Annotated in this window: 9 protein-coding genes; 3 read left to right on the plus strand and 6 right to left on the minus strand. The window is 38.6% G+C overall.

Annotation, left to right across the window (positions count from 1 at the left end; translation table 11 throughout):
* The first annotated feature begins 36 nt into the window (after positions 1 to 36).
* Positions 37 to 2064, plus strand: coding sequence for a GGDEF domain-containing phosphodiesterase (locus XM47_RS00275; protein WP_048688022.1), 2028 nt, complete (start codon positions 37 to 39; stop codon positions 2062 to 2064).
* 82 nt (positions 2065 to 2146) lie between these two features.
* Here the strand turns inward: XM47_RS00275 and XM47_RS00280 are convergent, their stop codons facing one another.
* Positions 2147 to 2860 (minus strand): FadR/GntR family transcriptional regulator, encoded by a 714-nt coding sequence (locus tag XM47_RS00280; RefSeq protein ID WP_048688024.1) that lies wholly within the window; start codon positions 2858 to 2860, stop codon positions 2147 to 2149.
* 349 nt (positions 2861 to 3209) lie between these two features.
* Entirely contained in the window at positions 3210 to 6359 is a 3150-nt protein-coding gene (locus XM47_RS00285) for a LamG-like jellyroll fold domain-containing protein (RefSeq protein WP_048688027.1), read from the minus strand.
* A 207-nt stretch (positions 6360 to 6566) separates the two neighbouring features.
* Here XM47_RS00285 and XM47_RS00290 point away from each other — a divergent pair, with 207 nt between their 5' ends.
* Positions 6567 to 7643, plus strand: a complete 1077-nt coding sequence (locus tag XM47_RS00290; protein ID WP_149865419.1) for a family 16 glycosylhydrolase — start codon at positions 6567 to 6569, stop codon at positions 7641 to 7643.
* Between the two features lie 82 nt (positions 7644 to 7725).
* On the opposite strand, the gene XM47_RS00295 is transcribed toward XM47_RS00290, so the two are convergent.
* Positions 7726 to 8622 carry a 3-keto-disaccharide hydrolase gene (locus tag XM47_RS00295; protein WP_053084481.1) on the minus strand — a complete coding sequence of 299 codons (897 nt, stop codon included), beginning with the start codon at positions 8620 to 8622 and terminating at the stop codon, positions 7726 to 7728.
* A gap of 212 nt (positions 8623 to 8834) precedes the next feature.
* The gene (locus tag XM47_RS00300; protein ID WP_077066422.1) at positions 8835 to 9908 is read right to left on the minus strand and encodes an SMP-30/gluconolactonase/LRE family protein; all 1074 of its coding nucleotides are present in this window, start codon (positions 9906 to 9908) and stop codon (positions 8835 to 8837) included.
* 140 nt (positions 9909 to 10048) lie between these two features.
* Here XM47_RS00300 and XM47_RS00305 point away from each other — a divergent pair, with 140 nt between their 5' ends.
* Positions 10049 to 11353: a family 16 glycosylhydrolase gene (locus tag XM47_RS00305; RefSeq protein ID WP_078061784.1), complete on the plus strand. Its 1305-nt coding sequence runs from the start codon at positions 10049 to 10051 to the stop codon at positions 11351 to 11353.
* A gap of 165 nt (positions 11354 to 11518) precedes the next feature.
* Here the strand turns inward: XM47_RS00305 and XM47_RS00310 are convergent, their stop codons facing one another.
* On the minus strand, positions 11519 to 12085 hold the full coding sequence (locus XM47_RS00310) for a hypothetical protein (protein WP_048688035.1): 567 nt from the start codon (positions 12083 to 12085) through the stop codon (positions 11519 to 11521).
* Positions 12086 to 12261: 176 nt separating this feature from the next.
* Positions 12262 to 14604, minus strand: coding sequence for an Ig-like domain-containing protein (locus XM47_RS00315; RefSeq protein WP_048688037.1), 2343 nt, complete (start codon positions 14602 to 14604; stop codon positions 12262 to 12264).
* Between the last annotated feature and the right edge of the window lie 53 nt (positions 14605 to 14657).

Consider the following 14657-nt stretch of genomic DNA (forward strand, 5'->3'; position numbering starts at 1 on the left):
TTGTTTTTTAGGCTACTCATTTTTCAGGCTTTATTTGTGTATAAATACTATTATAAAATTCTTGATAAGCTCTCTCTTAATTCATTAAAAGCGAGAGTTGTATTAACTTTATTCGCTACCAGTTTGTTAATCACTGTTATTATTGCATCTGCGTTTTCTGCATATCAATTTATTAAGGTAAAACAACAAATAACCTTAACCGTACATGAAAACATTAATTCAACAATTAGTTCATTGTCCGAAGCTTTATGGAGCTTTAAAGAAGAAACTGTCTCGCATATAGTGGCTGGGCTAAACCAATCGCCCTATATTTCAGCAGTAGAAGTTATAAGCGACTCAGGTAAAACTTATGCCGAAGGCGTTAAAAGCAATTCGTTTTTTACCAAAAGGGATTTGTCATTTAAATCAGAACAAATAAGCCCAGTGAATGTCGGGACATTACAGATTTGGCTAAACCAGTCAGCGATTAATAAACAAATCTATAATACAGTTTATAACATCATTTTAGTTTATCTGATTTCAGCTTTGGTGATAGCACTGATAACGATTAAGCTGATAGATGCAATTTTATCAAGGCACTTGTCTAGAATAGCCACTGGTCTGCAAAAATTTGATTTAAATGATTCAGATAATATCCACTTACAGTTAGACAGACCCAGCTACATTCAGGACGAATTAACTAGCATATTAGATGGTTTCAATACCCTCAGACAAAACGCTAAAGACTTTTTAACCACAAAAGAACAGTTTGAACAGCATTTAACTTATCAAGCTAATTTTGACGATTTAACAAAACTAGCAAATCGTCGCTATGGTTTGGAGCTATTAAACAACAAAATCAAAAATATCCAAGACAAGGCTTGTTTTTCTATCTTGTTTATTGATTTAGATGGCTTTAAAGAAATTAACGACACACACTACCATTTGGTCGGTGATGAGCTATTAAAGATAGTTGCGAAAAGATTAACCGACATTTCCATTATACAAAACCCTATCATCTCTAGAATTGGGGGTGATGAATTTATGATGGCGATTAATTTAACTGGCGCCCAGCTAAATTCTTTCTGTAATGATTTAATCAATGCAATCAAACGAAGTTACATCATAGCTGAGACTAGGTTATCGCTCAGCTGTAGCATTGGCATCGCCATGTATCCAGCCGACGGTGATACTGCGACCAGTTTGATTTCAAATGCCGATACGGCTATGTATCAAGCAAAACTCGCAGGTAAAAGTCAGTTTAAGTTTTACTCTGAGGAAATGTCTCAAGAACTAATTTTTAAATCTAATTTAAAAACGGCACTAAAAACAGCCTTAGCAAGAAAAGAAATCCAAGTTTATTTCCAGCCTATCTTTGCGATATCTGATGCCAAAATTGTTGGCTTTGAAGCGTTATGTCGTTGGAATCACAAAGAATATGGTCCTATCAGACCTGATGTATTTATTGCTTTAGCTGAAGAGACAGGCGACATAGTTGAAATTGATAGATATGTGCTTTGCGAGGTAATTAAAAATTTAGCCGAATTTGAACAGCAATCAGATAAGATTTCGTTGTTTGGTACGGTAAATTTTTGTCCTCTCGATTTTGAGCAGAAAGACCTAACACAGTATCTAAACTTTCAGTTAGAAAAATACCAACTGACTAATAATAAATTAGAGATCGAAGTCACCGAACGATCTATGCTGGCCGAAGATGAAACTGACATAAAGCAAAAGCTTGAAGAGCTCGCTAATTTAGGGGTAAAAATTGCGATAGATGACTTTGGTACAGGCTATTCAGCATTAAGTTATGTTAAAAACTACCGCAGCTATATTTCTAAAATTAAGGTAGATAGGTTATTTGTTAGAGATATTGAAGTCGACCATGCTGACGCTGCTCTTATCAACTCAATAATCAGTATGGCTAAAGGTTTAGGGATGAAAGTGGTTGCTGAAGGAATAGAAACCGAGGAACAAAAAAATATGTTAGAAACGCTCGGCTGCCAATATGGTCAAGGCTATTTAATTAGTAAACCCATCCCAATTGAAGAGTTTAAGCAATTAGTATTTAACACTGAAAACTAAACAGAAGACGACCAAGTGCATTTTTGATTTAATTTTGATGCTATATCAAAATCGTGTAAAAAGTTACTTGGTCTAAAATTAACTAGGCCGTTGACTCTAAAGCTTCGTCAATTAATATTAAAGCTTCCTGAATGATAAACGCAGTCGCTTCTCTAGCAGCGGCCGCATCACGTGCCATTATCGCAGTTAATATTTTGTGGTGGTCGTCTAAGTCGCCCGCTTTTACCCCTTTTAATAAATTGGTATAGCGAATACTGACGTTTAATGCTGTTTTAACGAATTCACGAAGCTGGACGAAGAATCGATTTTTACTCGCGTATAAAATGCTTTCATGAAAAGCGATATCAGATTCAAGTACGTCATCTAAGCCTTGATGTGCCAGCTCTAATCGACGCATAGCATGTTTGATCTGTTGGATTAACTCTGGCGTAGCATGTTGCGCAGCTAAAGACGCAGCCTCAGGTTCAATCGCTAACCTAACTTGCAAAAACTCTTTTAAGAGCGTTAGAGAGGGTTTGCTGTCTAGAATCCATTTCAAGACATCTCGGTCAAAAATATTCCACTGATCTTGAGGTAAAATGCGAATACCTTGCCGAGGTCTAGAAATAATCATGCCTTTCGCAGAGAGCATCTTTATTGCTTCTCTCATCGCACTTCGGCTAATGCCAAACTCGCTACATAAAACGGCTTCAGTTGGTAGGCCACCACTTTGATCGTAAGTTCCACTCACAATCGATTTGCCTAGTTCATGTGCTATATGCCATGAGTAATTTAAATTTGGGATAGCTTGTTGCATAATTTTCACTCTAAAACACCCGACAAACATAGTATATACAAAAACATACTACGTTTAAAGATAAAGATGATTTAAACAACAAATACTATTTATCCGTTAAAATGGCAATTGAAGTGTGTTATTCAGCTGTTGAGCATAGATAGTATTCAACCTTATTTTCCACAGTAAAGTACGAAAATAATGTTCGACTTCTAACTTACTTATTTAATATCAGGATCAAGCTTCTATCTAAAATATGAGCTCATTTAGGAAAGATGTTAACCCTAATAAAACACTGATTAATGGAGAAATCTAAAAAAGGCTTTGAGGGTTAATCTCAAAGCCAAAGGGAGGTGCCAACAAAATACATTTAAAGCGACTGGCGAACACCAACTGCATTTATTTCTTGTAGTCCGACTGTTTGTCCACTCGGAGCTTGAAGCAATACTCGGACCTGACTTGCGCTAAAAGTAACTGAGTAAGTTTGTAAGTTTTGGTTACTGCTGGCTTGCCAATTAGTTACATCTAGCCAAGCATTACTGGCGTTATCCCAAGTTTGGATTTTCCATCTTGAAACTTGCTCAGGGTTCGAATTATCTTCCTTTAAAGTAAAACTGATATCTTGGTACACAGCGCCGAAATCGAATTCCAACCAAACCGGAGAGGAATTTGCGCCTCTTTCACCAACCTGTGTAACGGCTTCTTCTGCACTGTTATCAGAATTATCATCTAATGCATAACCAATTGTAGCATTTACCCAGTTGCCACTATTACCGACCAGAGTTGATAAATTAACAATGTTTTCTGGCTGGTTTGGTGTGCTTGTATCTGTGTCTTCGCCTGTACTGGCGAGTACCAACCTGTCAATCGAAAAACCTTCTACCGGGTCGGCAATAAAATGCTCTGCTGGAATGCCTTGGCCCAACCAGTTAGCGGGAATATTACCAAATACCTTAGCATCCGGTTGCATAGGTTGTCGTCTCGGATCATCAACTGCATCTAAACTATTATTTAAGGTAAGCGCGTCAATATCTAAACCTTGCATCCCACCCGCTGTATGACAGCTTAAACAAAATGCGTTATTGCTAGAATCCGGTCTAGGAGCATTCCAAAGTAAAGGCCCTTCCGGAAAGTTAATAGAATCACGAATACTGTGCAGTCCTGCTGGTATATTCGCTAAATGCGCAGCATAGTCTGCACTATAGTCGCTGTAACAAACGTATTTGTCGTAGCTAGGCTTATTTCTAGTATTCAAAGTATTTCGAATTGCATTGTGAGAACCAGCAGGCATGCTATCTGCGTAATCATTCCAATAATGCCATTGCGTATCATCAACAGGAGCAGCAGAGTCTAAACCAACTAAAGTACCATTGGCGTGATTACAAGCCATTTCTACATTCACTCTTTCCGCCATCACTTTAAAGTCGTCGATCCAGCCAATAAAATTCGATGAATCAGTCGTCTGACTATGGCCAAGCGTCAACTCTCCTTGCTGCATCTCAAATAGACTGTCGCTATGAGTGAATAAATTGACTCTGAAGCCATTAATATAAGTCGTGATGGTGCGGTTATTGTTAGTTGCTTGTATGCCAATATGTGTCCATGCATTGGTTGGAATAACATTGCGAGTATTAATTAATCTAACTTGGTTACCCGTTGAATCAAAGTAAACTAATCGATTTGCGTTACGCACTCTTATTTCAGAGTTATCAGGGAAACGGATTAAAGTTTTATCTCCAGTCTGGCTACCTCGCATATCTAGAAAAAGACTATAGTACCAATCTGTCTCTTGGATATCTCTGGTTTGTGCCGGCACCGAAAATTCGATACCACTGCTATTACCGCTAAGCCAAAAACCTTTGCCGTTAATACCACCCTTGGCGATAGGCTCTATTCGGCCATCACCTAATATGTCACCATATAAGGGTATGTTCCATTCAGGTTCGGCAAAACTTGCATTACTTTCAGGTAAAACTCGTCCCGCAGTTGCTGCGTTTTGGACTTTTCCGTCGAGCGTTATCCTACCGCCATTACTTCTTAATTCAACCACTTGAGCCATGTTTGCATTGATAAAACTATTTGGGTTTAAGTAGTCATCAAATGCCATTTCAGTGGTACCTCTACCAGAGCTAACCAGCCAGCTAACGTCCGCAGGGGTAACAGGTTTCATATGCTCTAAGTAATTAAACCTATGCTCATTACTATCAAAAAAGGTTGTATTGCCAGAGCTAGCTAAAGGCAGTAGCTCTTCACGGTTATCGCGGCCACTACCAACACGGGTGTAACCATCAAAATTAGACGTTGCTTGATATAATTGCACTTCTCGCTGTGAGCCGTCGTCTGCGTGCAAGGTAAAATCTATATTGTTAATTAGGTTATCTAATAAAACCATTTTACCTCGGGTCCAAAGCCCCATAATAACCCTACCATTAAGGGCGGAACCATTTTGAGCATCCAAGTCATCAACACATTCATTTACTGACTCAAGGCATCTTGCAGGGTAAAGTGATTCACCTGTTTTAGTATCATAAAGGCTAGTACCAACTGCTGTAATTGTGATGTTATCCCCTTCTTTATCAATCCAAGGATAAGTGCCTATTGGGTTGCCATCTGGAATTACATTATTTGCCGTATCTCGAAACAACTGCATAGCAAAACCATATCTTTGGTTTATGGTCGTGTCGTAAGGCGCATGTCCAAGTGGATATGGCTTATCCCATTGAGTCACGTCACAAGCCGTTTGTGATTCAGGGTTATCATTAACAAAGTAGATGTTATCTGATTTACTGGTATGGCTGACATTTTGGCTATCACGCCAAGTAATTTCAGTGCCTGCGCCGACTCTTACAAACAGTAATCGACCATCACTGGTAGTCATTGGCTCTAAGAAACTATTCAATTCAAAAGTAGCGCCTTGTACAGCTGTTCCTGCTGTTACCTCTACAATTTCTGCATCAGCAGTTTTAGGATTGCTTACTCTAATCGTGACAGGCGTGCCGAAAATGGTTCTTAAATCTGCGTTATTGTCGTCTCTTTCCGAACGAATAATTGTCACGGTATAACAATCATCGGCATTATCTACACCACATGCCATCGGATTTTTAATATTAGATGTTTCATCAAAAGCCGGATCACATAAACCTAAGTGTGAAGATGCGTCCCCTTGAATTTGATTGCTATATAGCACGGCATTACTATCCGCTAATGCATTTGGTTTGCTTAAAATATCTGTACCAGTCCCAACTTCAGAGTTAACAAATGCTTGTTCGAGTTTTTCGGGTACTTGTAACCTAAAAGCTACCCGTCCATTTTCTTGCAATTTGTGAGAAATACCAACTCTACCGTCAGCGGTTGTTTGTAAGGTTGGAATAGTCGGCCGAGTAAACTGAGGTCGGATTTCACCATCACGTGTTTCCATCATATACACGTCACGATCAATACTAGGTTGTTCCGGTAAAGCAAAAACTGAATGCGCAACAAATAGGTTTAAAGCACCTAATAATTTTATTTTCTTATTCATATAATTCTCTACAGTACTGGGACCTCCTTGAACCCTAAACATCAAATATTTTTAAACATACTACAAATAAAAAACATCAAGTGTCAAACAAAATAAACATCTTATTAACAATAAGCCTGCTATTTTGTGAATTTTATGTAAATAATATTTATTACACCCCACCATAAAGGTATGATGTAATTACAGATATCAAGTTAAGAGTTAATGATGAATAATTTTAAAAATAAAGCAGTTAGACATCTAACATGTTTGGCTGTTGTGACAAGCCTTTCCGCTTGTACCAGTACAGAAGACAATAATCAGCCTTTACAAGCTGTAACCTCAACAACTCCTACCTCTCACCCCACTTTAGTCAAAACAGATATATTGCCTTTAAGCGATCCAGACAATAAAAGCGGTTGGTTACTCAATACTGTCGTCAGTGATGAGTTTGAAGATAATCACTTGGATGAAGACAGATGGTATATCGTTGGTAAATTTGAGAATGGAAAGCCCGTTTACAAGCATCCTGACAAGCCGAATAAAAAAGTTTGGAAAGGTAGAGCTCCCTCACAATTCTCAGGTAGAAATCATAGGTTGGAAGATGGAAAGCTAATTTTAGAAACTCGTTGGGAACCTGATTTTCCATTTAGTGAAGAAATTAAAATTCCAGTATTTGGTGAACCCATGAAGTACGCCAATATAACCACAGCCTGTATTATTGCACGAAAGTCTTTTAAATACGGTTACTTAGAAGTTAAAAGCAAAGCGGCAGATGCTGAAATATCCAGTGCTTTTTGGGCTATGGGGCCTCAGTTAGAAATTGATTTTTATGAGCAATTTGGTGATTACCGCGGCCAAGGTAAAGTAGATATTGATCGTCAGCTATGGTGGTCGATTCGTGATTGGGGTGATAAAAGAGTGAGAGGAAAACCAACCTATACAGAGAAAAAAGATCTTGGTTTTAGAGTTGCAGACGACTTTCACGTTTATGGCATAGAGTGGGATGAAACCGGCGTGAAATATTACATAGATGGTAAATTATTCAGCCAAGTTACCGCTGAGGAAGTCACAGCTTGGGCAAGAAAAAACCGAGATGTAGACGAGAATTACCAAGGCTATGTTGCGGACAGACCAATCAATGTATGGTTTGATCAAGAAACCTTCCCATGGAACGGACTCCCTGAGAGTAAAGCAGACCTAGAACTAAATAGTCCTGAAGGTAAAAAAGACGACGGTGTGGTAGATTTTGAAATCGAGTATTTACGTATCTGGCAAAAACCGAGTCAGCTAGAAACTCAATAAAATTAAGCCCTTAATTCGATATTTTCGGGTTAAGGGCTATCATATCTAATAGAGCCGACTCTACTCTGAGATTGAGTATGTGCTAATCAATTCGACGAATTTGAGCTTCGATTTCTGGTGGTAATTGAGTAACAGTTCGAATCTTCATATCCTTATAATAAATTTCTGCAGCTTCTGATTGAAATTGAACTTGTCCTTTAGTTAAAGGCTTGCCATGTTTATCTTGTAAGTTTTCAACAAACATGACGACTTCGCCATTAACTATATGCACAGCTTCATCTCCAACTGCATATAACTCCACAGTATTCCAATTTCCTAGCGGCATTTCATTCTCTATATAAGCGTTTGTATATCTCGCCCCAGTAATGATGTTATCGCTATTAGGGTCGTAATAATATAATCCGTTATCACGTTTATCTGGCTTATTGCCTTTTTCAACCATAAAGCCTCTATATTGACCTTTTGGCCCTTTAAGCCCTAAGTAATCCCCCACGTCGCTTTCTTGTATTTGGTATTCGAGGCAAGCCTTCCACGTGTGCCAAAAGACACCATGTTCACCTTGGCAATGATAGAGCAGACCGCTATCTCGCTTTTTATCTAATCTAGGCTCATACCTTGGCCAGCCCCACCTAAATTGAAAAACTAGATGATAGTTTTGGTACTCTTTTTTAGTATTAATACCTGCATAAATTTCACCTGTGACTTTCATAATAACTTGATTATCTTCTTGAATAACACTAAAAATCTTCAAGGGGTCATTATTCAAGCCAAGCGGTGTCCCTTTGGTCACATCATCACTTTGATAAGTCCCTGCTTGTAAGCCTTTTACACTTGAATGAGGAATACCGACCCAAGTTTCAAATTGAGATAATTCTTTGTCTATTAAGTAATGCCAAGTATCCGCACTAACTGTTTGGCAAGTAATAGAAAAGCCTATACCTAACAAAGTAAGCGCCTGTCGTTTTATAGTTAATCGCATAATTTTCACTTTTATTTTTTATTATCCACTTAAATTAAATCAAAAAAGTAAAAACATAACAACAAACCATGCATAACTACGCATAACTATGCAAAACTTAAAAGTATAAAGCAGTTAGGGAGAAGCAAAGTAAGAAAATTAGATAACAAGGCGAGATAACAAAATAGCGAATTAACTCAGGTTAATTCGCTATAAAACAACAGTAAATCGGATTACTTCAGCGGTATGTAAGAAATACGAGCCTGTTTATCATCTTTAGTGTTAACTATCCCTTTGCCTTTCATCAAGTCAAAGTTTGAAATAACAAGCTTGTCATTATAAACAATTAAGTCTGCAGGCTGATCAATTTGACCATTAGAACCATCATTATCTGGGTAATCTGCGATCACAGAAACTTGTTTCTGAGGGGTGATTTTAATAATTTGATTATTTAAAAAACCTGCTAGATAAAGATTGTCTTCAGCATCTATATTAATACCATCTGGGCCAACATTTTTTGGTACAGTTGCAAAAACCTCTTGCTCAACAACTTTGCCCTGATTATTCAGCTTCAATTTATAAATAATGCCATCGCCTAAATTACCCGTGAATAAATTACCTTTACTATCAAACACTAAGCCATCTAGACCAAAAGCGCGATCTGGATTTAACGTATCAGCTGAAAAAATCAAGTGCTCAGAACTGCCATTGCTACTGACTTTAATATTTCTGTCCGTTGTTTTAAATCGGTATAAACCACTAGCCATGCCTTTAGATTTCATTTTTGGCAATCTAAGCTGAGTTAGGTATAAAGCACCATCGTGATATCTCAAGCCATTTGGAGAGCTCATGCCATATGCAACGACTTCAGTCGAAGCGACTTGATTACCCTTAAAAGTTAAGCGGAGTAACCTAGCTTGATTGCCGCCTTGATTGTCACATATATAAAGTGATCCGTCTGGTGCATAAGCAATGCCCATAGGTCTTACTTTGCCTTTACCATTTGACGGAGTTAAATCGGCAAGTTTAGTTACCTTTCCTTGGTTAGTAATATTGAGTAAAACGCCTGGATATCTACCTTTTTGTGAGTAGTTAACGCAAGATAAAGTTAAATCACCATTTGGTGCAATCGCAAACGCATCCGGCGTTGGACAATAATCAGGTAAGTTTGCAAACAGCTTAGCAGGTTGTAATCCTGGTGCTGCGGTATCACTTACCTCTTTGGTTGAACTACATGCAGAAACAACACTGACTATAGCAGCAGATAATAACAATTTTTTAAATTGGTTTGACTTAACTAACTTCATTTTAATTCCTAAATAATTACTTAGTTGTCTAAAAAGGATAACAACACACAAACAAAAAATTAAAATTAAACATACTATGTTTATAATGTTAAAACAAGTGCTATACTGATAGCACGACCATAAAATTAATAGTATTGCTTATGAAAAATATTGTACTGAGTAGTTTATTGACCTTATCCACTAGCTTAATCTGCACTTTCGCAAATGCTAGCAACCCAACAGGGTTTGAACAGAGTAGCTTAGCCTTTTCACCCATGGCTGACTTTAGCGACGAATTCAACGCTAACCAAATCAACACGAGCAAATGGGAAAATGCCCCCAAGAGTTTAGTGATAGGAGCTTGGAGTTTTGTCCCAGAAAATACCTATGTTAAAAATGGTGTTTTGAATATAGACGTCACTCAAGAAACCCATACAAGGCCCTTCCACGATAGCTGTTGGGACGGTGTAGCTGGCGGCTCTGCCAAGCTGACCCAAAGAGAGCTTTATTATAAATCAGGTGCTATCAGAACAGCGGCTGATACAGTTTATGGCTTTTATGAAGCAAAAATTAAAGGCGTGAAAATGTTTCCGGGTTTAAGCCCTGCGTTTTGGCTTTACAGTGACGGACACCCTTTTCCAGACAGCCATGTAGAAGGCAGCGTCGACTATAGTGAAATAGACATAGTTGAATTACAGCAAGCGGATTGGCATGGCCCGAAAAAGGATGATGCCGATCCGGTGAATGTAATGGACCATAACTTACATGCACGCATCGTCGGAAAAAATGGCAAAAAGATATGGCGACGTCCCAAAGCTTTTAGAGAAACGCAATTATTAAACTATCATGCGCCATTTGACCCTTCAGAGGACTTTCACACATACGCTGTTGAAAACAGAAAAGATAGAATTTTTTGGTATGTCGACGGTAACTTAGTCGGTAGTAAAGCAAACTTATTTTGGCATAGACCTATGCACTTAATCTTATCTATGGGATTAAGAAGACACTTTATTAAATTTAATGGTAAATGCCAGCGCGCCGATCCGCATCCAGATAATGTCACTAAAAAAGGCTTCCCGGAAGATGCTAACATGCAGATTGAATATGTCAGATCATGGCAAATTGAACCAAGTATCTGGTTAGCAAGCAGCCAAATGACAAACCAGAGCCTAGCTTTATCTTTTGATTACCATGCGGGTAGCACTGAAGAAGTAATTAAAGGCAACACAAACGGTATAGAACTGAGTGTCGTTGAAGTTAAAAATGGTAAAATTGTTAAACACCTAAAAGGTATCACAGATAAAAGTGTGTTAGATGGTGACAAAAAATACGCCGGCTCTAGCCAATTTAAATTGGATTTAGCCGAGTTTAATAAGCCGTTAACCGATTTAGCTGTCATTGCAATGTTTTCATCTTCTAACGGAAATGAAATCCAATCACAGTTGATCCCTATCTCTAATCTGTAATACCTAATACAGGTTAGCCTTTGTAGCAGGAGCTGCTTTTATGCTCTTGCTACAAAACTCTCAAAAAGTAAGCTAGTGATTACTCACTAAAAATAAACTCCAGCTTGTGACTGAAGTGCCAGAAAAGCTAAGCTTGAAATCTTAATCCTTTAAAATGCCACGATTTCAACAGCCGTAAAAGCCTTTTTTAAAGCACTTTTGTAAATCTAAAGGTAATTGGTGCTCTTCGGGCCATGTGGCTTCAGAGAGCGATTTAAGGCTATTTTTGTCGACTAACTCAATTTGCACGTCCGACAACTCTCTTTTATTAATTATCGCAATAACAGCTTGCTCAACTTGAGAGACAGAATCTAATACTAAAATAAACTGCTCTGGTTTATCTAACAGTCGGAAATTTTGCGCTTTAGCTAACTCAACCCCTGCATCATCAAAATCATTCTCTAAACTAAACACTAACCATTTAAACACGACCAAAATAGCTTGTTCGTTATTAATACCGAAAAAGCTCTGAATGTAAGTGTAGCCTTCGCGTTTTATATGAGTTAGCTCAATCCCAGCTTCTGAATATAACAGCTTAAAGGCTTTTTCTGGTAATTGACTCACCAGCTGGTGACTTAAATTAGTTAGTCTTAGCTGTGGGTGGCTATATTTTACAAAGCGAACACTGTATTCAGAGTCCTCGATATAAATCTGAAAGGAAACTTGATTATTAGTGGTGCTAGCAATAAGCATATAAACCTCTTTTCTCTTTAACAGGGTCTGTGAATGGCTGGCTTCGATACCGGTATAAAGAAGCTTTCTCTATGGCGTGCTTATTAAATATAAAAGACTTGCAGCAAAATTCAACGCAAAAAAAAACCTAGAGGCTAACCTCTAGGTTTTTAAAATCACATCGAACAAACTAATGTTTATTCTGGTGAAGTGAACGCCCAGTTATCAATTACGATAGCGTCGTCTTTATTAACATTATGGAAGAAGAACATAGGGTAAACATTGTTACCGCCACGACCTACGTTGTGACCAAACCAAGTTACACTATTATCACCTTCTTCAGGTAACTGAATATAATCAAGGTCTGTTTTCGGATCTTTAAATGTCACTAACTGCCACACTCCAATTAATGGTTTAACTTGAGCTGTCATTAACATAGCTGGATCATATCGGTTATTCCCAAGGTTCGTGTTAACCGGTCCACCTGGTGAGAAGTAGAAGTCCATTGTAATATCTTGGTCAAGTTGAGCTTTATTAGTTACTTTAACCCATACAGAAGGCTTAACTTTTTTACCATATGACTTAGCTGGACCTGATACCATACCAAATTCACCTTTGAATAAAGATGCTGAAGCGCCGCCCCAGTCATTATATTCAATACCCGCACGTGAGCGGCCTTGATAAGTGTTTGAATCGCCAATGAAGTAGTACCAGCCATTAGCAAGTTTGCTATCATCTAAATCCGTTTGGAATTTAATGCCTAAACCTTTACCTGTCACACCATTCTCTAATGAAAGCGCAGCTGTAGGAGGGTTATCAACACTACCGCCCTGACCACCTCGAACAAAGAAGCTACCCTCACCAGTAGGTAACGCATCATATTCAAAGTCACCTCTATATTTGCCATTGTAAGTCCAGTTCGGGCTTGCATCATCACGTTTTTTCTTACACGCGATATTTTCAACAATGCTAATATCAAGCGTATCAGTTTGTGCAGGCTCAACACCGGTTAAACTTACACTAATACTTGCCATATTGGCATCAGGTGTTCCGTCTCTCCAATGATAAATATCTTTAGCTTGGAACACAGCACGACCTGACTTCTCAGTTGAATTGTTAAAGTGACTACCAACATTGGTATTTAACTCACCTTGATAATCCCATTTGTATAAGAAGTCACCGTTAAGCATTTCACCCGCTTTCGCAGTTGCAATCGCTTTGAAAGGTACAGCACTACAAGATGGTAGCTCAATGCTATCTGGCAAAGCTTGGTCTGTGGTATCTGAAATCGCGATTGATTCTGAACCTGTTGGCGCTTCAACAACGTTAACTTCTAAGCGGATTGTGGTCTTACCTAGCATATCTTCAGCAGCAGGTTGAACTGGTGAGAAGCCTTCTGGCAATGTTGGATCAACGTCATACCAATCTGCAGGAATAGTCGCTGTCACGACTGTAGTTTGGCCCACTAAATGACCTGTAATGTTACCTTGCTCATCGACTGAAGCGATAGTTGGATCTTCACTTGCCCAAGTCCAACCTCTAAAACCTGCGTCATACTGGTTTAGCGGCAAGCCTCTTACAATCGCACTATTTGTCGTGCCTTCAATCACTGGGATTTGGCCATCATTCGCTGCGTCTTCAGGTGCATCGTGCTGAGTAAATAAGCCTAAAACAGGATCTCTTAGTGCTTTAATCGTCAACTCAAATGTACGAATTGTCGAATCGATAGCAACAAGTACATTCTTAGTCGCTTGTTCACTTTCAGGATCATTTGGGTCTGCCTTAATAGGGTCACCATTTGCATCCCATAAAGTTCTTGCTTCAACTCGAGCAACTGGCAAACCTGTAATAGGATGCGCTGGAATTTCAAAGCTATCACTTGGGTAAAGCCATAATTCTGTCGCTAAATCCGCATTACGAACTAATTGTGGGTCTGTATCTAGCTCTAAACCATAAGTGGTTAAATCAGTGTTGTACTCATAACCATTGTCCATACTGTAGTTAATACGGTATGTGCCTGAGTTAGTTGGACCATTTTCAGTTAACGCTCTCGCTAAACGATAAGGGCGAACAACTAATTCTGTACCATCAACAACAAAAGTTGCACCCGGTACTGTTGGTGAACGCTCTTCGCCTTCATAAGAAATTGAGTATAGGTAAACCGTTGCGTCAGCAACATCACCTAAATTAGTGTCACCCGATAAAGCATTCTTTAATAGGTTAAATCTAACTTCGTATGTTGCTAGCTCAGCATCAATCTCTCGCATACGAGTTGAAAGTGCTTCAGCTTCTTCTGTCGTAATACCAGGTTGTGCAAAGGCTTCACGTTTGCTGATTAATTCTTCGTATAAATCAAGAATTGCAACTGGTGTTTCTAATGTTTCACCTGTTAATGGTTGACCAGGCTCTTCAACAAAAGTAATCGGGCTGTCAGAGTTAAAGCCTTCGTTACTATAACCGTCAATATCACCACCACAGCTGGCTAATGCTGACGTTACGACAGCTGCTAATATTGATTTTTTGAGTAAGTTTGTTTTCATCTTACCTTCTCCAAAACTTTTTTGTAGGCTGCCTCTGCAGCCTAATAAATACT

Origin of the sequence: Catenovulum maritimum (assembly GCF_001050375.1) — a bacterium.
GTDB classification, from domain to species: domain Bacteria; phylum Pseudomonadota; class Gammaproteobacteria; order Enterobacterales; family Alteromonadaceae; genus Catenovulum; species Catenovulum maritimum.

Bases quoted from the DNA above. Each gene is read 5' to 3' on its own strand.
- XM47_RS00315 (WP_048688037.1), bottom strand. From the start codon at position 14,604: ATGAAAACAAACTTACTCAAAAAATCAATATTAGCAGCTGTCGTAACG.
- XM47_RS00290 (WP_149865419.1), top strand. From the start codon at position 6,567: ATGAATAATTTTAAAAATAAAGCAGTTAGACATCTAACATGTTTGGCT.
- XM47_RS00310 (WP_048688035.1), bottom strand. From the start codon at position 12,085: ATGCTTATTGCTAGCACCACTAATAATCAAGTTTCCTTTCAGATTTAT.
- XM47_RS00300 (WP_077066422.1), bottom strand. From the start codon at position 9,908: ATGAAGTTAGTTAAGTCAAACCAATTTAAAAAATTGTTATTATCTGCT.
- XM47_RS00295 (WP_053084481.1), bottom strand. From the start codon at position 8,622: ATGCGATTAACTATAAAACGACAGGCGCTTACTTTGTTAGGTATAGGC.
- XM47_RS00285 (WP_048688027.1), bottom strand. From the start codon at position 6,359: ATGAATAAGAAAATAAAATTATTAGGTGCTTTAAACCTATTTGTTGCG.
- XM47_RS00280 (WP_048688024.1), bottom strand. From the start codon at position 2,860: ATGCAACAAGCTATCCCAAATTTAAATTACTCATGGCATATAGCACAT.
- XM47_RS00305 (WP_078061784.1), top strand. From the start codon at position 10,049: ATGAAAAATATTGTACTGAGTAGTTTATTGACCTTATCCACTAGCTTA.